Below are 19023 nucleotides of genomic sequence, written 5' to 3'. Positions count from 1 at the left end.
ACGATGACCACCCGATCCGATTCACTCGACATTCGACTGGAGCTCTCCGGCTTCTCGTCCGACCTCCTCCAGGTGAACAGGCTGTCCGGGCGCGAGGCGATCTCTCAGCTCTTCACGTTCGAGGTCGAGGTGGCCTGTCCGAGCGACGCCGGGGTCGACGGACAGACCTTCACGGGCGAGAGCGTCGCGATCGTCTTCGAGCAGGACGGGGTCGAGCTGCGGCGCGTCCACGGGATGATCGCGGAGGTCCACGACCTCCTCGGGAACCTGCGCGATTACCGCGCGTACCGGCTGCACATCGTCCCGCGCGCCTTCCGGCTGACGCTGGTCGAGACCACCGAGATCTCGATGAACAAGGCGGTGCCGGACCTCATCAAGCAGAAGCTCGAGCTCGTGGGCCTGAGCGGGAGCGACGTGGAGCTCAGGCTCTCGGGCACGTACCCGCCGCGGGAGTTCACGGTGCAGTACCAGGAGACCGATCTCGCCTTCATCAGCCGCCTGGCCGAGCACGCCGGGATCAGCTTCTTCTTCGAGCACCAGGACGGGCAGGACACGATGGTCTTCACCGACGGCGCCGGGTTCAACCCCGCGGCCGGCGCCGAGTCCGTGCATTTCCGCGAGCGCGGCGAGACGCGGGACGTCTTCGAGATCGAGGCGAGATCGCGGCTCGTGCCGAGCGTGTATGTGGCCCGCGACTACAACTACCGGCAACCGATGCTCGATCTGACGTCGGAGCACGTCCTCTCGACCGGGTATGCGGGCGGCGTCGTCGAGTATGGAGGCCATTACAAGACGCCGGCGGAGGGGAAGGCGCTGGCGCAGGTCCGGGCCGAGGAGCGGCAGGCGACGCAGCTCGTGTATGCGGGCAGGAGCTCGGTGTGCGCGATCACCGCGGGCGGGCGATCGGTGCTGGAAGGGCACCCGAGCCTGGAGGCGCTCGATCTGCTCGTCGTCGAGGTGGAGCACCGCGCGTCACAGGCGGCCGGCGGCCAGGGCGGCGGCGACGAGCCGCGGCGCTACGTGAACACCTTCCGCGCGATCCCGGGCAAGAACACGTACCGGCCGCCGCGCGTCACGAAGGCGCCCCGGATCGGCGGCGTCGTCACGGGGATCGTCGACGCCGGGCCGGGGGGCGGGGGCAACGACGCGCAGATCGACGATCAGGGCAGGTACATGGTCCGGTTCCTGTTCGACACGGGGGCGGCCGGCGGCGTGTCGTCCAGGCCGGTGCGCATGCTCCAGAACCACGCTGGAGCGAACTACGGCACGCATTTCCCGCTCAAGCCGGGGACCGAGGTGCTCATCGCCTTCGTGAACGGCGACCCGGATCGGCCGGTCATCGTGGGCGCCGCGCCCAACCCGCTGACGCCCTCTCCGGTCAACAGCGCGAACCGGTCGACTCACCGGATCAAGACGCAGGGAGGCATCGTCTTCGATCTCGTGGACGAGTGAGCCGCCTCGATGACGCCGCTCAGGGAGCTGGCTTCTTGCCGGGCGCGGGGCTCGCGGCGGAGGAGGCGCCCTGGGCGCCTGTCATGGCCCGGATGGCGTAGTTGAGCGCGGCGCGCAGGTTGCGTTGCGTGTTGAGCTGGGTGAGGTCGAGGCCCAGCGCGACCATGGTCTGGGCGACGGTCGGCTTGATGCCGGCGACGATGCCGTCCGCGCCGAGGAGGCGGATGGCGGTGATGAGCTGGATGAGGTGGCTCGCGACCCGGGTGTCGACGACCTCGACGCCGGTGAGGTCGAGGATGGCGAAGCGCGCCCGCTTCTCGACGATCTGCGCGAGCAGGCTGTCCATGACCTCGGCCGTGCGGACGCTGTCGACCGTGCCGACCATGGGGAGCGTGAGCACGCCGTCCCATACCTCGATGATCGGCGTCGAGAGATCGCGGATCACCTTCTGCTGCGCCGCGATCTGGTCGAGCTGGATGCGCAGCTCGTTCTCGACGATCCGGGAGTCCGACACGTCGAGCGAGACCCCGAGCACGCCGTCGATGCGGCCGCCGGGCTCGCTGGGGAGCGGGACGAGCCAGGTGTCCCAGTCGGCGCCGTGCGCCTCGCTGCGACCGCGGCGTATCTGGCCGTCGTACCATTTCCGCATCTCGGCGGCGGCCTCCGGGGTGGCCCCATAGAGGTCGTATATGCTGCGCCCGACGTGCTGCCCCCGTGTGAACCCGGCCTTCGCGACCGCCTTGCCATCGTGATAGAGGTAGATCCCGTCGCCGTCGAGCGCCCATATCGTCAAGGGATCCACGTGCTCGGCGAGGCCGTCGAGGATGCGCGCCTTGAGCCGGAGCGTGCTCAGCTCGCCCTCGGTCATCGGGGTCGCGGCGGCCAGCGGCGCAGCCGCGGGCGCGGGCGCGGGGCGGAGCGAGCCGAGGACGGCGCTCCGGTCGGACGACCGGCTGGCGCTGCACGACAGCGCCCGGTAGGCGCCGCCGCCGTCGCGCAGGCGCACGCTGAACGAGACGGGCTCGTCCCGCTGAAGGAGCGACGACCAGGCCGCCGAGAGCGCGGCGCGGTCGTCCGGGTGCGCGAGATCCGCGAGGCGCGCGCCCCCCTCGACCCCGGGGCCCAGCGCCTCGCGCAGTCCGCCGCTCCCGTGGAGCAGCGCTCCGTCGGCCGAGGCGATGAAGAGCAGATCGGGTGAGCGGGCGAAGAGCTCACCGAGCAACACACTGGGGGCAGATTCCATCAGTCTCACGACTCCTCAGAGAGCAGAGAAGGATAAGTGTATCCTGAACGGAGCGGGCTGCGGAAGAGCTCCCTGGCGGCCGTCATGCGATCGAGCCGGGAGAAACGCGCCACGACGTGGGGGCGCTAGCGCTAGCGTGGCGAGCGCTGCGTGGCAAGACGGTGAGCCGGCTCGCCGCTGAATGAGCTACGGCGAGGTGGGCCGAGGACGGGGAGGCGCCGCCTGCGTGGACCGGAGCGGGAGACGTGGTGAGAGGTGCGGGTGCACCTCCACCGTCTCGAGCTGCTCGAGGGCGGACCGCAGGTCCTCCACGACCTCTCCGGCGATCACATCCGGCGCCAGCAGATTCTCGGAGGTCTCCTGAATAAGGTCACCACACTATCTCCCTGTCGTGGGCGCTTGCCGCCATGGCTGCGATCGTCCTGGTCGCACCGGTGATCGCCGATGCTTCGGTGCGCTAGCACTACTGCGGGAAGTTGGACGGGGAAGTGAACCGCCAAGGCGCCGAGGGCGCCAAGAAACCTGGGAAATGGAAGGGGGAAACGCCGGGACGGCACGTCCTCTCTCTCCTTGGCGGCCTCGGCGCCTTGGCGGTTTTTCTGCCGATCCGGGGCAACTTCCCGCAGTAGTGCTAGCCTTCGCCCTCGAGCTACCTCCTGAAACGACGGTCGTTCAGCAGCTTCCAAGCCTTCTTGTGGTCCGCTGTTGTTCCACGTCGGATCTCTCGGATCGTTGTCCACAGCAGCTGGCCTGGGAACTCACGAAGAATGGATCCCTTGCAACACCTGCCGATGAACAACATCGCAATATCGTCGAGGTTTTCGTTCGTGTCGCAGGTCTGAGCCAGCGCGGGCGAGGAACCAAACAAGCGCGGAATCGGCGCAAGAACCCCAAATAGGCTTGAGAGCACAATCCCGACGACGACAGCCCTGCGCACGCTCCACCCCCTTCCAATTCATCTGTCAGTCGACACTGCCGCCGAGCAACGGCTCGAACGCGTGGTAAGCCTCATAGCTCTTGAAGTGCCGCGCGTAGATGTCCGCGCCGTCATCAAGAGTGTCCGAAAGAACACGGCTTACATCCACGACGTGCTTCAGCTTCCAGTGAATCTCCTGCCCTAGAAGATTGTTGAAGCACGTTTCGTGCGCACGGCTGTGTTGCTCGGCGCGCGCGCGTGCCTGCTCCTCACTTTCGGCGCGCACCAGCGCGAAGCACTCTTCGTACATGGGTGTGTACGATGGGTCCGGCGACCAAGTCTCGTAGAGTATAACGGCAACATAGAGATCGTTGTTCGGGCTGGATTCCATGGATGAACTCGCTTGTCTATGCGGCTTTGACCGGGAGTGTGACGCCGCGTGATGCCGAGATCAGCCTGCCCTGTCGCGGGGCGCGGCGGTAGGGGCCTACCTGTCCGGACGCTTCCCTTTCCTCACGTCGGCAACCTTCCGCCGCGCAGGCGGCGGCCCCGTTGAAGCCGACCGACCAGGCGTGGCGGCGTAGAAGCCCGCGAGGTGCCGCGATCGCGCGCTCGCCGGCGTCCACCTCGCCCCCGCGGCCGGTCCGCAGGAACTGCTTCATGTGCAGGTGCTGGACCTTCATGGCTCTCCGCGGCTCCTCGTTGACGGTGCAGGACGGCGACGGCGGCGGGATAGCTCAGCGGTCGCGAGCGGTCACACAGAGGGGATGCCCCGGGACGGACCGGGCGGGGTCACGAAGGGAGGTCCTCACGGCGAGGTGCTCCCGGCCGACGCTCGCGCCCTCAGATCGGCCTCCACCGTCTCGAACTGCTCGAGGGCGGCCCGCAGGTCCTCCACGATCTCTCCGGCGATCACGTCCGGCGCCGGCAGGTTCTCGGAGGCTTCCAGGCTCTCGTCCTTCAGCCAGAAGACATCGAGGCTGCACTTGTCCCGGGCGATGAGCTCCGCATAGTCGTAGGCTCGCCACTGCCCGGTTGGATGCTTCTCGGAGAACGTCGCCCGCCGCTTGTGCAGCTCACCGGGCTTGTAGCAAGCGACGAAGTCGTCGAGATCGGCGCGCGCGAGCGGGTTGGTCTTGAGCGTGAAGTGCTGGTTCGTGCGGAGGTCGTAGACCCAGAGCTTCTTCGTCCACGGCTTCTCGCTGGCGGGCTTCTTGTCGAAGAAGAGCACGTTCGCCTTCACGCCCTGCGCATAGAAGATGCCCGTGGGGAGCCGGAGCAGCGTGTGAACGTCGCAGTCGTGGAGCAGCTTGCGGCGGATCGTCTCCCCTGCCCCGCCCTCGAAGAGCACGTTGTCGGGCACGACGACGGCCGCGCGCCCATGGATCGCGAGGATGGTCTTCACGTGCTGGACGAAATTGAGCTGCTTGTTGCTCGTCGTCGCCCAGAAGTCCTCGCGCATGACCGTGAGCGCCTCGCGGGCCTCGTCGCCCTCCTCCGTGAGGACCATCACGCTCGACTTCTTCCCGAACGGCGGATTGGTCAGGACCATCGAGTAGCGGGAGCCCGGATCGGCGGTAAGGCTGTCCCGGGTCTCGATGGGCGGCTGCCCTTCGTCGGCGCTCGGCCCGATGCCGTGGAGGAGCAGGTTCATCGCGCAGAGCCTGGTCACGCCGGGGACCAGCTCGACGCCGCGGAGCGCGCCGAGCTTCAGGTGCTTCTTCTGCTCGCGGGTGAGGCTCGTGTGCGTCCGGACGATGTGGTCGTGCGCCGCGAGCAGGAAGCCGCCCGTGCCGCAGGCCGGGTCGCAGATCGTGTCGTCGGGCCCCGGGCGCATGACCTCGACGATGGCCTGGATCAGCGGGCGCGGCGTGAAATACTGCCCCGCGCCGCCCTTCGTGTCCTGCGCGTTCTTCTCGAGCAGCCCCTCGTAGGCGTCGCCCTTCACATCGGCGTCGAGCGTCGTCCATTGCTCGCGGTCGATGAGGTCCGCGACGAGGCGGCGCAGCTTCGCCGGGTCCTGGATCTTGTTCTGCGCCTTGCGGAAGATGAGCCCGAGCATGCCCGGCTGCCGGCCGAGGTGGTCCAGCGTCTTGCGGTACTGGACCTCGAGCGCGTCGCCGTCCCTGGCGAGCAGCGCGGGCCAGTCGTGACCTGCCGGGATGAACGGCTTGTGGTTCCACGGCGGCTGCGTGCGCTCGTGCGCCATCTTCAGGAACAGGAGGAACGTGAGCTGCTCGACGTAGTCGCCGTAGGAGAGGCCGTCGTCGCGCAGGACGTTGCAGTAGGACCAGAGCTTCTGGACGATCTGGGCGGAGGGGTTGCTCATTGGGTGACTCGGCGGGCGGGGCGCTGCTCCAGACGGGTCCGCTTGTTCACTTGACGCGGGAGGGGGAGGTGTTCCATGATGACCCTCGGAGGCTCGGCCAAGGAGGTGCTTCGGCAGCTCCGACGCATTGCCTCTTTTTTCATTTTGTGATCCTCGCAGGCACGTTCTTACGTCTTGCGGCGGGATTCATAGAGGTCCGAGACGTAGGTGATGCCGTCGACGTTGAACGTCTTGCCGTGCCATCTCCCCGTTCCGCAGAATTCGAGGTCGTCGATCCAATCGCCGAACTCCGTTGCGATCTCCTCCCGGGTGGGAGCATCCATGCCACGATGAGGCATGCGGTATCCCCAGTTGATACAGTAGATACAGATATCGGCCGCTTGTACCGGGTATGCCATGTCCGAGGAGACGAAGAAGGGTGATGGCACCACGTACGCCGCTCGGTGCCTGCCAGTCACGGTCTCCTCGAAATACCGCTCGATCCGTCGAACGAGCCGCCGGTCATCTGACTTCTCGGTCTGGTCGAGCACGATCAAGCCGGTCTCCTTCTGCGCCTGAAGGAAGTAGAAGTAGCGTTCCAGTAAAAACACCTGATCCTTGCGCAGGATCTCGGAAAGGTCGGCTGGCGGCTTCGGCGAGTTGCGCGGGATCGCGATGGCGATGATGCTGGCGTCCTGATCACGGAGGAGCTGGAAGGTGCCGTGCACCATGGCCAGGCACGCCTGCCCGTAGGCCGTGAACTCGTCCCTTGTCGGCTGGTGTTTTTGCGGCCCCTTCTGAAGGAACGCGCGCGCGTGCTTTTGCCTGGCCGCATCGTCCATCGTCGGCCCCTGCCGGGCCCACTTGAAGCGGTTCTTGTCGAGCAGCCGATGCCCCTTCAGCTCCGAGCCGACCGAGGCGAGCGTCGCGCCGAAGGAGGTCATCTCCAGCCGGCGCATTCCCTGCACGAACGGCCAGAGCTTGCTCGCGTGCAGAATCACGCCGCCGCGCACCTCGTACGGCATGGTCTTGTGATCATGGCCGCTCTCGTCGAGAAAGAGGATGTAGCTCATTGCTCCTCAGCAGGCTCCGCCGCACTACGCTGTGACCTTCGACGTGGTGTGCGAGCCGAGACCGAGGCGTTAGCGGCCAGCTGCGGCACCACATCCGTGTCGAGGACAACCGGCCCCTCCGGCACTGTCATGAGAAGAATTCCTCCAGCGCCGCCTGGAATTCCTCCTCGGTGTCATCCATCGGAATCGCGCCGAGGATGGCTGCGACGCCGGAGCCGGGCCCCTGCGGCACATGGAACCTGTGCAGGTGCACCGGCAGGTCGAGAGGCCGCGGCATCGTCGACCAGGCCGCCACGTCGCCCGTCGCCGGGTCGATGCGCTCGGCCTCGACGCGCAGCACCTTGCCAGAGGGCCGGAACTTGGCGATGCCCGAGACGATCGCCAGCTGGCCGAAGAGCCTCGCGAGGTCCGCCGGATCCATCGACTCGGCGGCGAGGCCTCGCAGGGTCTCACCCGAGGTGAGGACGAGCGTGAAGGAGCGATCGCCGTGACGGATCGCGTCGAGCTTGCCCCCGATCACGACGCGTCGGTCCTCCGGCGTTCGCTGGCGCAGCGCGCGGATCGCCTCGACGCCTCCCGGGTCGATACGAAGCGTCCGGCCGTTGACCAGCTCCATGCTGTCCACGCCGTGGCGGAACAGGCGGCCGAGCCCTTCGAGGGTGGCCATGAGAGACCGATCATAACGATCGCTGTCCTCGCGCCCGGCCAGGGCGTCGTCGAGGCTGTCCTCGAGGTAGTCGAGGCAGGAGCGGCTCGGATCGGCGGCCGCGAAGAGATCGAGCTGCCGGGAACGATGCGACAGCGCGTCCGCGAGCGAGGGAGCGCGCAGGATGATCTCTCGCTCCTGGATCTGCTCGACGTCGAACGCCGCCGCGTCCTCCAGCCAGGCCGGAGGCGTGCCCGGCGCGGTGCTGCGGCCGTCGATCCGCAGGCGCGTCGCCTGCTGGGCGCCGTCGACGAGGATGTCGAGCAAGTCGCGCAGGAAAGGGCCACGCTGCGTCGCGACCTCCTCGCCCGTGAAACGGATCACGTGCCGGGCGCCGTCGAGCTGCCTGCCGGACGCGGCGCGCTTCGTGGTCCTGGATCGTTCACCCATCGTCGAGCCCTCCCTCGTCGGCCTGGACCACCTTAGCGCGGCCCCTGCGGGAGGTCCTGCCAAAGCCGTTAGTTGCGGGCGCCGCCGCGCGTACAGCGCGGATCCGGTCGAGCAAGGTGCTCGCCGGCTCGTCGTTCGGGTCCTGCGGGACGAGCTTGCCTTCGAAGGCGCGCTTGAGGACGGATTGGCGGAGGCGCTGGGCGCGGGCGAGCTGGGCGCGGACGGTTTGCTCGGTCTCGTCAGCGACGGAGAGGAGGCGTTCGATCTCAGCGATGATGCGTTGCTGCTCCTGATGGGGCGGCAACGGTATTCGTATTTGTCGGATTCGGTCTTGTCCTATGTTGCGCATCGACTCCTGGTTGCCCGTGGCAAGGCGCTCGATCTCGCGCCTCCCGTGTTGTGACCGCAACGAATAAAGCAACCAGCGCGGTTCCGCGTCCACGATCCGAAGGCGCAGAATCTTGTCGCTCAACATTATTTTCTTCGTCACCCGTTCAGCGATCACGCAAGCGCCCACGAGCTCTATCGTATTTGCGCGACTAAAAAGAAAATCTCCTGGAGCAACGAACAGACCCGGATCGACCCGATCCGGGTCTGTACACGTTTTTGTCTCGCACTCATCGTACGTGCCCCAAGTGACAGCGCTAACCTTGGCGACTCCGATGTCTCCACTTTGTGGCGGCCTTTCATCGCACTTGAAGCTTGAGCCTGCCTCGATTCCGGCCAAGAGTGAATCCACCGTGCACCACACCCATCCATTTGGTATCTCCGGCAGGATGTTCGTCTCCGGGCCCTTCGGTTCTTCGTACTTCGCCTTCCACTTATCGTCGCGGGGCACCTGCCCCTTGGCCTTCATCTTCGCGAGTTGGTCCGCCTCCCACCGGGCACGGCGCTCGTCGAGGATGCGCCGGAGCAGCACGTCGCCAGGTTCGTACTCACGTCCCTCCTTTGTCGCGAGCTCGGCCTCGGTGGGCACGAGCCGTCCCTCACATGCAGCCTTGAGGACGGCGGCGCGGTAGCGCTTCAGGTTTGCGAGCACGCGTTCAAGGGAGGCCACCCCGGCGTCGATGCCCGACAGATGCTGCTCGATGGCAGCGACGATACGGCCTTGCTCGGCAATGGGGGCAACGGGAACAGCGATCGACGCTAGCTTCGAGACACTCAGTGTGTGAAGTCCACTCGTGGAACTCGCCCTGTCGATTAGCTGAGAAATACCATCTGGCGAATTCAGGTAAGAAGCGAGAAACCGTGACCTGAGCCCGGCCGGTGGACGAACGCGTATGATATGATTCTGATGAACACAGCACTCGATCGCGCCGGCCCAGATCGCAGTGCGACCGATCTCTGATTTGCTCCCGTTCCCCTCAACCACCAGCAGATCCCCAACAGCAAGCCGGAACCGCTCCAACTCGCCAGGAAACACCTCTATTCGATGGATATCTGACAGATCGAGGCGACCACGCAGCACATTTGCAACTCGAAGAAATGGAAACGCATGGTTCTTGGGAACGCGGGATGGCTGTTTCTGGATACCACCTTGAATCTGCGTGATGACTCCAAGTGGAGCCAATACCCATCCAGACGGAAGCGCTCTATCTTCACTCACGCCGCCAGCACCTCGTTCAGCTCTTCCATCACCTTCTCCAGCTCCGCCCCGAACACCCTCGCCGCCTTCCCCACCCCGCCCATCCCGGCGAACGGCGCATACTCAAAATCATCGACCGAGATCTCCAGGTTCGCCGCCATGTGATCCCGTATCGCCTCCAGCCACGCCCGCTGCTCCGCCGAGAACCTCCGCCCCTGGTTCGCCTGCTGGGTCATCCACCGCTCGAACCGCTCCTGAACCCGCTCGCGGAAGGGCACGAGCTCTTCCTCCTGGTGCAGCGCGAACCGCACGAGCGACACGACATCCGTCAGCAATCTTCCCGCCCCCGCCCCGCGGACCTTGTCCCGCTCCAGCGTCTCGTACGCCCGCCACAGCACCTCCGGCGTCCACTGCCGCGGCGGCGCCTTGATGGCATCGGCGAGCGCCTTCACGTCCTCCGGCTTGAGCCGCTGCCTGTGCGGCCGGCTATACAGGATCTGCAGCGCCGTGATCTGGTCCCGGTGCTTCTGGCAGAACGCCTCGAACGTGCTCGTCAGCGCCTTCGCTCGCTCCTTCGCCTCGTCCGAGAAGCCCGCCGCGGTCACCTCGTCCTTCGTGACCGCGTCGATCGTCTGCTCCAGACTCTTCTTGACGTCGGTGAGCGCCTTGCGCAGCTCCGGGCTCGCCCGGAGCGGCTGCACCGCGTCGCGCAGCATCTCCTTGCGCACCTTCTCCAGGACGCTCGCAGGCGGCGCCGCCCCCGCGGGCAGCCCCGCGACCACGCGAGCACGCTCGGCCTGTGCGTCGGGATCGATCGCCTCGACGAGCTTCGCGCTGAGCTCCGCCAGGCTCTGGCCCCCGGCCAGCTTCGCCAGCATGGCCCGCTCCTCCGCGCCGATCCGCCGGTCGAGGCGCGCCAGCCTCCCCGCGAGCGACGAGAGGACGTCGACCTTCGTGCTCCCCTGCGCCACGGCCTCGAGCAGCTTCTCGAAGCCCACCGTGCGATTCTTCTCGAGCGGGAGCGCGTCGATGAGATCCGTCTCGCAGACGCCGACGCAGTCGACCAGCACGAAGCGGTCTTTCGCGAGCGCGTCCGGCGTGACCGCCTGGAGATCCGTGGGGTTGATGACGCGCACGCCGCGCCCCTTCATCTGCTCGAAGAAGTTCCGGCTCTTCACCGCACGCATGAACATCACGATCTCGAGCGGCTTCACGTCCGTGCCCGTGGCGATCATATCGACCGTGACGACGACGCGCGGGTCATGCCTGTTGCGGAAGGACGAGAGCAAGTTCTCCGCCTTCAGCCCGTTCGATTTGTACGTGATCTCCTCGATCTCCTTGCCATCAGGCCCGAGCCGCTTCTCGACGATCCGCGCGGTGCCCGTCTTGTAGGTGATCTTCTCGCAGAACTCGTTGCCCTTGCCGAACTCCTCCCGGACGATCTGCACGATGTCGTCGGCGTGGCTGTCGTCCTTGGCGAAGATGAGCGTCTTCGGCACGACGCTCCGGCCCGGGAAGATCTCGGTGAAGAGCCGGTCGCGGAACGCGCGGACCACCGTGCGGATCTGGTCGACCGCGACCACCTGGCGATCGAGCGCGGCCGCGTCGTACGTGAGGTCGTCGTCGAGCAGCTCCCAGCGGACCCTGCGTGTCTCGCGGTCGCGCCTGCCGACGATCTCTTCCGGACCGGCCTCCACCGTGGCGCCCTTCTCCGTGATGCGCGTGCGGATCTTGTACACGTCGTAGTCGACGTTCACCCCGTCGGCCACGGCCCGCTCGTGGTCATAATCCATGACGAGGTTCTGGCGGAAGAAGGCGAAGGTCTGCTTCGCAGGCGTCGCCGTGAGGCCGACAAGGAAGGTGTCGAAGTACTCGAGCACCTGCCGCCAGAGCGAATAGATGCTGCGGTGGCACTCGTCGACGAAGATCGCGTCGAACGCCTCGATCGGCAGCGCCGGGTTGTAGGCGACCGGCACAGGCTCCCTCAGCATTTCGCTCAGGCTGGCCAGGCCGAGCTCCTCCGCTTCGGGCGGGAGGTCCCCCTCGCCCTTCAGCATCCAGTACAAGCGCTGGATGGTGGTGATCACGACGCGCGCGACCGGATCGAGCTTGTTCGAGGTCAGCCGCTGCACGTTGTACAGCTCGGTGAACTTGCGGCCGTCGTCCGGCGCCACGTACTGCTGGAACTCCTTGAGCGCCTGGCGACCGAGGTTGTCGCGGTCGACGAGGAACAGCACCCGGCTCGCGTCGCCGAACTTGATCAGCCGGTAGATCGACGTGATCGCCGCCACGGTCTTCCCCGCGCCGGTGGCCATCTGGAGGAGCGCCCGCGGCCGGTTGTCGCGCAGGGACACCTCGAGGTTGCGCACCGCGCGCACCTGCGCGACCCGCAGGCCCGCTTCGGGCACGTCCGGGAACGTGAGCAGCCGCGTACGGAAGGACGCGGGACGCTGGCTGAGCGGATCGGGAAGCCCATCGACGCGGGGCAGGTAGACAGGCTCCGAGGTGATCCAGCGGCTCAGGGTCTCGGGCTTGTGGAAGTGGAACACGGAGCGGCTGCGCGGGTCGGGGTCGAGCCGGTTGGTGAAGGCCGTCTCGACGCCGGTGGACTGGTAAAGAAACGGCAGCGGCCGCACCGGCGCTGGGAGGAGGTCCGGGAGCCCGGCGGAGTACTTCTCGGTCTGCCCCTCCACACCGGTGAGCGTGGTGCCGACCTCCTTCGCCTCGATCACGCCGACCGCCTCCCCATCGACATAGAGCAGGTAGTCGGCGAAGCCGTGACCGCGCTTCAACGGGAACTCCCGGACAGCGACGCCATGCGCCGCATCGAGGTTCATCGCGTGCCTGTCCTGCACGGCCCAGCCGGCAGTCGTCAGCGCGTCGTCGATGTTCTTCCGGGCAGCATCTTCGGGACGAGTCATGGGCTGGATCAGGAAGCGTAACGAAGGCAGCGGGTTCGCGTCGATACCGAGGCGTGGTCGGGGGCTATTCCATCCGGAAGCGCCGGGTAGGACAACGACGCCGGAGCAGGCGGGCGCGGGGCGCCGCCGGAGGCTGGATCGGGCCGATGAAGGCATCGGAGGCGTGCTGGAGGGCTTACCTGGCGCGCACGAGGGGCTCCGTCGCCGGCACGAAGGCTTCCGTCACCGGCGCGAAGGCTTCGGGCGCGCGCCAGGAGCTTCCGGCGCGGGGCGCGATGCTGAATTTGCCGGGAAATTTCGTTCTCCGGCGGGCCCCGAGGGGCGCCGGGAGCAGGACGGGAGCTGCAAGTCCGCGAAATGTCGTGCTCAGGACCGCGCCGGAAGGCTTCGTTTTCGCGACGGAAGCTTCCGGAGCGCGCCGGAAGGTCTCGGACGCGCTCCGGGAGCCCTGGTTGGTGTTCTGGACTACTCCAGATCGGTCGCGTCGGTCTCGTCGAGCGGCTCGCCCGGCTTGGATGGCGCGGCAGCGGGCTTCCGCTGGGGCGCCTTGCGGTTCGCGAGGCCAAGGCGGATGAGGTAGCCCCGCTTCTTGACGACCGCGCGCGCCGTGGTCGATCACTCGTCGAACCACGCGCGCAGCCTGGAGAGCGCCTCTCGCCGGCGCGCGGTCTCCGGGAGCTCGGTCGTCTCGGGCAGCGGAGAGGTCGGGCCGAGCGCCACATCGACGAGACCCCGCAGGCGCTTGCGCTCGGCCTTGTCGAGTCCGCGGGTCGCGAGGAACGCGACGGCCTTTTTGTCGCTCTGCTTCGTCCCGGCGCGATCCGGGTCAGCGCCGCTCTCGAGGGCGTCGAGGCGCGCGAGGAAGGTGGTCACTCCCCGGACGGCGGCGGTGCCGGTCGAGGGCGCGAGTTCCTTGAAGACAACAGCGTGCACGTCGGGGAAACGCCGGCGGAGCGCGGCGCCATAACGAGCGAAGTTGGGCTCATCCCACTGGTCGAGCTCCGCGGTCGCGGCGCGCTGCGCCCTGGCATCTGCGGTATCGGGCGCTGCGCTGCTCTTCCGGGGAGCGGCGAGGACGTCGAGGAGGAGCGCGCGGCCCTCCACGATATCCTCATCCGTCATCCCCGCCTCGGCCATCAACGTGCGAATCGCGGCGACAGCGCCCATCCCCGTCAAGAACTTGGTGACGCGCTCCGGCGTGGCCTCGAGGACTTCATTCGAATACTCCATGCGGATTCCTCCCTGCCGGCCGGCAAAGCCGGACGGCGGCAATGAAAACCGAAGTTACGATGGGAGCTCCCGAGATTGGAAGAGGACTGTCGAGCTCTCGCCGTCCTCCGCGCGTCGTTTTTTTTGCTGCTCGCTGCTTCGGCCCGGCAGACCAAGATTCGAGCGTCAGCCGTTCATCGCTACCCTTCATCTTTCATCGAGCGCTGCCGTGGTGTCGCGCAGGTGAGGAGCCTGGCCTCCCGGCGCGCAGCGCTGGCTCTCATGAGCGCCGGCGTCTGCGGGAAAGGCCCGAGCGACGATGCGTGCGTCAAGGACGGAAGTAATGGCGCTCGGAGCGCGATCGGGGGCCGAGCAATGTCCTACCGCTCTGGTGGGGACGCTTGCAGCGGGCGAACGCACGAACGAGCGTGCGCGAGCGAGAAAAATCGCGGGGTGGAGTCAATGAGCATGATCGAGATATGCAGACCGGCGCGACGGAGGGCGATCCTTGCGGTCGCTGTGGCCGCCATGGCGTTCGGCGCGACGGCGGCCGGGTGCTTGTGGAAGTTCGGGGACGACACGTTCGGGAGCTTCTGCGCGGCGGCGGTGGGCGGCGAGGAGCACTGCGTGGGCGAGAATCAGGGGCCGGGCGCCGCGTGGGCCCAGGCCGAGAAGGACGGCGCGCTGCCCATCGAGGTGTGGGCCACATGGCCGAACAACAAGACGCCGGAGGAGATCGTCGCGAGCGAAACCTCGCTCGACGTCTGGTTCGGCCACATCGACGAGGCGATCGCGTACGTGCGCGACGACGCGAGGAACGCCGAGTCGCTGCGGGCGACGCTCGCGGGCAAGCTCGCACGGCTACTCGACGAGGCGAGGGACCGCCAGAGGGTGCTGCTCGCGGAGGCGCCGGTCGACGCGGCCGGCAACTTCAAGGCGGCAATGATCGACAAGGCCAGCGCCGAGCGGGAGCCGCTCGCCGCCACGCTCGCGGCCGACAGGCAGGCCATGGCGGCCGTGCAGGCGATCTTCGACCAGGCCCGGGGCGAGGCCGCCCCGCTGCGAGCGAAATACGCGGGCGTCGCGGCGCGCTTCGCCGCGTACCGCGCGACCGAGGCGGCGGAGACGGCGGCATACGCGGAGCTCTCGGCGCAGGCGTCGCGGTCGGACATCGACGGCCTCGACGGCGTGGAGCAGGCCGTGCTCGCGGCGGCGCGCGAGGCGAGCCGCGCGCCCGGCGAGCTCACCGCGGATATCCTGGGGTGGTCGGCGACGCTCCAGGTCTTCGCGGCCTCCTTCGATGAGGCGATGGCGCCGCACAGGGAGCTGCTCGCCACGCACGGCGCCGTGCTGCCGGACATGACGTCGGGCGCGCTGCGCTCGCTGAACGCGATGCTGGGTTACGTGAAGGGTCGCGTCGCCCGGAGCGACGCGACCGCGTCGGCGCTGCTCGGCGGCATCGCGCTGCGCCGGGAGGCGCTCCGCGTGCTGCAGATGGACGAGGGGTCGCGCGAGGCCGTCGCCGGGGCGCGGACGCGCAAGGCGTCGGACGCCTTCGAGCAGCGTGCGCGCGCGCAGGTCGCGGCGCTGTCGGCGGCGCCGCCGGTGAGCGAGAAGCTCGGGCTGCCGCTCTTGGCCGAGCGGTGCGGGGAGCTCCTGGCGCTGGCGCAGCTGCGACCGCTCTGCGAGGCGGCGGGGTCGTCCTGGCGCGAGGCCGGGTGCGCGGAGCTTCGAGGAAGGTTCGATGCCGCGGAGGGCGAGCTCAGGACCGGGGTGCCGCAGAAGATCGCGGCGGGTCTCGCGGCGCTGCGGGAGAAGGGCATGGCCGCGGCGGAGCTCGACGCGGCTCAGGCGAGGCTCGACGCGGGGGACGTGAAGGGCGCCGCGATCGCGTATGACGCCGCCGTGCGCGGCGCGGAGGGGACATGAGAGGCTCCAAGGACGTTGCGCGGCGCGGTCGGAGCGCCGCGGCGCTGCAGAAGCTCGTCGCGCTGATCACTGCGGTGGTGTTGGTGGCGCCCTCGTTCGCGTGGGCCGGTACGCCGTACAGGCTGGACTGGGAGCGCACGGAGCTCAGCTCCTCGTGCGAAGGGGCGTTCCTCGTCGGACACAACTTCTTCAGCGTGAACGACACGCCGCTGACCACGTACGAGGTCCCCGGCGCGCTGGTGGCCCTCCCCGACGGAACGCAGACGAACAGGGCGGAGACGGAGTTCGACTCGGTGCTGCTCCAGATGGGAGCGAACGACTTCCGCTTCCATGTCAAGAACTCCGCCGGCGAGGACTGGTGCACCGAGTCGCACGAGGTGGTGCACCTCGTCTCGGAGCCGCTCGGGTTGAACAAGCCGCTCTTCGATGTGCGGCGAAGCGGAACGGCGTTCTCCGGCGACACGACGGTCGACCTGAGCCTCGCGGAGATCAACCCGGCGCTCGCGCGCGACATCGAGATCCTGCTCGCCGAGATCGCCAAGGAGCGCGAGGTGCTCGTGGCGAACGCACGGGCGGTGGGCCTGCTGGCCGAGAAGATGGACCTGCTCCAGCAGCTCGACACCGAGCTCAAGGACCTTGTCAGCCGGCCGCTGGACGAGATCTCGCGGACCGACCTCGAGGCGATCCTGGACCGGTACGAGGACGCGGTCGCGCCGGAGACGCGCGCGGCAATGGAGCAGCTCGTCGACGACCTGAAGCAGAGCGTAAGCGATCTCGAGGACGAACTCGCGCGGCTGATGGACGAGTTCGGCGCGCAGGCCGACGAGGTGGCGGACCTGGCGACGGAAGACGCGCGCGCCGAAGGGTGGGACCCGGACGATCCGCAAGCGTATGCGCTCGGGGAGAGCGAGGTGCCGTGGGTCGAGGTGCCGGACATCGCGGAGGTGGACGGCGCGTTCGAGGAGGGGCGGGATCCCTACGCGGCGTACGCGGACGCGGTGCTCGCGGCGCTGGAGGCGGACGTGAGCGGCCGGGTGGTGGTCTTCCGGGCGGACTTCGTGGCGAACGTGCGGGCGTGGCGGGCCAACAGCGCGGCGCTGGAGATCGCGCTGCGCGACCGGATGGGCGTGTCGCTCGCGGAGACCAACGCGTTCCTGAAGGCGCAGAACCGGATCACCGGGTTCGTGCGGCAGTTCATGGATGCGTCGGACTGGTTCGAGGACTCGCCCGTGCCGGCGGACCTGCGGGTGCAGGTGGACACGGTGCTGAAGCCGCGGTTCGACGCGCTCGCGGACCAGATGAAGGACAGCCTGAACCAGTGGACCGGCGATGCGCTCGATCTGGAGCAGACGCAGCTCTACCAGACGATCAGCGCGTTCGCGGGGGCGATGTCGACCGTAGGCGAGGGCTTCGAGGCGTACGCGGAGGTGATGCAGACGCTGGTGCACGCGACGACGCGCATCGGGGTGGGGTTCGTGCCGGTGGTCGGGCCGGCGCTCGACCTGTGTGAGGCCGTGACGGGCAAGGCGTGGTGCTTGCCGTCGGGGGAGGAGCTCAGCACCGAGGAGCGGATCTTCTCGGGGGTGGGGTTCGGGCTCGGGGCGGTCGGGCCGATGTGGCGCGCGGTCAGTCGCGCCGGCGGGCTAACACCGGATGCGATTCGGGTTGCCGAGGAGATCGCGCAGATGGGCGAGGACCTCGCGACAGCGCTGCGCGCGCCCCGGCGCACATCGTACAAGACGCTGCGCGGGGCGGTCACCACCAAGTTTATCGACGCGTTCGAGCGCCGAGCGGCCAAGTTCCTACTGGACGATGGGCGGGCCTTGATCGGCGTTGGCGACGACGGCGTGCGCACAGTGCTGGATATACCGAGGACGGCTCCTGCCTACAGCGACATCGCGAAGGCGCCCGATTTTGTGACGGTGACCCGAGGGAACAAACTGGCAGTGAGCGAGGCGAAAAGTGGGACGCACGTCCAGGAAGCGATCAAACAGTTGACGAACGCTCTGGAGGCGCTGAAAAAGAAGGGGCTCGCCGGCGACGTCACAAGAGTCGAGATGATCATCAAGAAGGGCGTGGCGCTCGACGATCACAACAAGATCATCAAGAATGGTTATTTATTCGACAAGGCCACAGGTCAGACCGTTCAGATTTCCGGAGAGGGTTTCAAGCATTTTGTCAGGGTCATCGAGATATGAGCGAGTCAAGCGGTCAGCGGGCTTTGAGGGAATCAACCCCTTCGTTCTTCGCGTGGTGTGACGAGTCGGATAGAATCGACGCATTTGCAGCGGCGCTCTCGGCTCTCGTTCACCCGTGGCGGTTCTGTAGCAGCCTGTCGATATTCTCGACATGGCGTAATGAGATTCCTATTGACGAAGTCGCTGCGACGCTGCATGCCCAGTTCGGCACGGACGCCTACGCTTGGGCGTCCTTCGGCGTGACGCTGAGCTCCGGACGTGGGCTAGGCTTCAGCGGCCACTGCTGCGGCGACGGGCAGCTCCGCCGCGGCGCCTCAGGTCCTCTCGCCATGTCGCCGTTCGACAAGGAGGAACTGCTCCCGCTTCGCCTGCCCGTCGGCTTGCTCGCTAGCGCGAGATCGGTCGAGGTTGAGGCGGCGATGGCGTCACTCGTTGTCCAAGAGGACGTGGAGGATCTTCTGCTCCGCCTATGCGCGCCGGGCGCGAGCAGGCGCGTCACGACCGGAGGATGTACGAAGCTCGGGCACTGGGGCGCCCCGATCGAAATCGGCGCGACCTACCACGCGACGGCCACAGAGGTCGTGCGTGATCTCGCTCTCTCGTGGGTGCACCTGCACGACGGCGACAAGGTGGAACGCGCCGCGGGGTTGTCGATGGACGCGCTGCGTGCGCGCGTCGACGCTGCTCCGCACGGGGCGCGCATCGCGGTCAAAGGCGGCGCTGAGGTATCGCGGGAAGCGGTTCTACGGGCGGTTGACACTGCACCGGAAATGCTTCTCGACGCGCTTGAGGCGTCCGCGCTCCCGGACGAAGAATGGTGCGCCGTGGAGCCCTATGCCCGCGAGATCATGAAGATAATCGCAGAGGGCGCGCCCGCGCACGACGTGGACCTCACCACGCGCAAACACGTCCGGTTTCTCGAGCAACACGCCCCCTACCACGTGCGGCGCCTGGCGAGCGGCGGTGTGACGCTCGCGACCCACCCCTACCGCACGCTCTGGCCGCTCTGGTCGGACGCCCTCTTCTTACTCGGTATCACGTCATGACAGGGCGCCGCATCGCGGCGCGTGAAGAGCGGTGGTCGGAGCGCTGG

13 protein-coding genes are annotated in these 19023 nt (G+C 67.5%); 4 read left to right on the top strand and 9 right to left on the bottom strand.

What is annotated here, in order from left to right; all coding sequences use genetic code 11:
• The first annotated feature begins 3 nt into the window (after positions 1 to 3).
• Complete coding sequence (locus tag WMF45_RS47300; protein ID WP_437713513.1) at positions 4 to 1452, top strand: type VI secretion system Vgr family protein; 1449 nt, start codon at positions 4 to 6, stop codon at positions 1450 to 1452.
• 19 nt (positions 1453 to 1471) lie between these two features.
• On the opposite strand, the gene WMF45_RS47295 is transcribed toward WMF45_RS47300, so the two are convergent.
• From WMF45_RS47295 to WMF45_RS47255, 9 genes are all read right to left on the bottom strand, one after another.
• Complete coding sequence (locus WMF45_RS47295; RefSeq protein WP_437713511.1) at positions 1472 to 2695, bottom strand: STAS domain-containing protein; 1224 nt, start codon at positions 2693 to 2695, stop codon at positions 1472 to 1474.
• A 962-nt stretch (positions 2696 to 3657) separates the two neighbouring features.
• Positions 3658 to 4002 (bottom strand): DUF4288 domain-containing protein, encoded by a 345-nt coding sequence (locus WMF45_RS47290; RefSeq protein WP_437713509.1) that lies wholly within the window; start codon positions 4000 to 4002, stop codon positions 3658 to 3660.
• A 16-nt stretch (positions 4003 to 4018) separates the two neighbouring features.
• Complete coding sequence (locus WMF45_RS47285) at positions 4019 to 4294, bottom strand: hypothetical protein (protein WP_437713507.1); 276 nt, start codon at positions 4292 to 4294, stop codon at positions 4019 to 4021.
• Positions 4295 to 4419: 125 nt separating this feature from the next.
• A complete protein-coding gene (locus WMF45_RS47280; RefSeq protein ID WP_437713505.1) occupies positions 4420 to 5940 on the bottom strand; it encodes an N-6 DNA methylase in 1521 nt (506 codons plus the stop codon).
• A gap of 167 nt (positions 5941 to 6107) precedes the next feature.
• Positions 6108 to 6992 carry a DUF3800 domain-containing protein gene (locus tag WMF45_RS47275; protein ID WP_437713503.1) on the bottom strand — a complete coding sequence of 295 codons (885 nt, stop codon included), beginning with the start codon at positions 6990 to 6992 and terminating at the stop codon, positions 6108 to 6110.
• A 127-nt stretch (positions 6993 to 7119) separates the two neighbouring features.
• Positions 7120 to 8088 carry a hypothetical protein gene (locus WMF45_RS47270; protein ID WP_437713501.1) on the bottom strand — a complete coding sequence of 323 codons (969 nt, stop codon included), beginning with the start codon at positions 8086 to 8088 and terminating at the stop codon, positions 7120 to 7122.
• A complete protein-coding gene (locus WMF45_RS47265; RefSeq protein WP_437713499.1) occupies positions 8081 to 9694 on the bottom strand; it encodes a restriction endonuclease subunit S in 1614 nt (537 codons plus the stop codon). Before WMF45_RS47265 ends, WMF45_RS47270 begins: the two co-directional genes overlap by 8 nt.
• The gene (locus WMF45_RS47260) at positions 9691 to 12594 is read right to left on the bottom strand and encodes a type I restriction endonuclease subunit R (RefSeq protein ID WP_437713497.1); all 2904 of its coding nucleotides are present in this window, start codon (positions 12592 to 12594) and stop codon (positions 9691 to 9693) included. The genes WMF45_RS47265 and WMF45_RS47260 overlap by 4 nt, the downstream gene beginning before the upstream one ends.
• Before the next feature lie 615 nt (positions 12595 to 13209).
• Positions 13210 to 13824 carry a hypothetical protein gene (locus WMF45_RS47255; protein ID WP_437713495.1) on the bottom strand — a complete coding sequence of 205 codons (615 nt, stop codon included), beginning with the start codon at positions 13822 to 13824 and terminating at the stop codon, positions 13210 to 13212.
• A gap of 507 nt (positions 13825 to 14331) precedes the next feature.
• Between WMF45_RS47255 and WMF45_RS47250 the strand changes: the two genes are divergently transcribed.
• Genes WMF45_RS47250 through WMF45_RS47240 form a run of 3 tightly spaced genes read left to right on the top strand, consistent with a single transcriptional unit; the run spans position 14332 to position 18976 of the window.
• A complete protein-coding gene (locus tag WMF45_RS47250) occupies positions 14332 to 15732 on the top strand; it encodes a hypothetical protein (protein WP_437713494.1) in 1401 nt (466 codons plus the stop codon).
• A complete protein-coding gene (locus WMF45_RS47245) occupies positions 15729 to 17930 on the top strand; it encodes a hypothetical protein (RefSeq protein WP_437713492.1) in 2202 nt (733 codons plus the stop codon). Before WMF45_RS47250 ends, WMF45_RS47245 begins: the two co-directional genes overlap by 4 nt.
• Positions 17927 to 18976 (top strand): hypothetical protein, encoded by a 1050-nt coding sequence (locus WMF45_RS47240; protein ID WP_437713490.1) that lies wholly within the window; start codon positions 17927 to 17929, stop codon positions 18974 to 18976. Before WMF45_RS47245 ends, WMF45_RS47240 begins: the two co-directional genes overlap by 4 nt.
• Positions 18977 to 19023 lie beyond the last annotated feature (47 nt).

Source organism: Sorangium sp. So ce448 (genome assembly GCF_051520915.1).
Taxonomy (GTDB): domain Bacteria; phylum Myxococcota_A; class Polyangia; order Polyangiales; family Polyangiaceae; genus Sorangium; species Sorangium cellulosum_B.
Note: the sequence above shows the minus strand (reverse complement) of the source record. Positions and strands in the feature narration are given on the sequence as shown.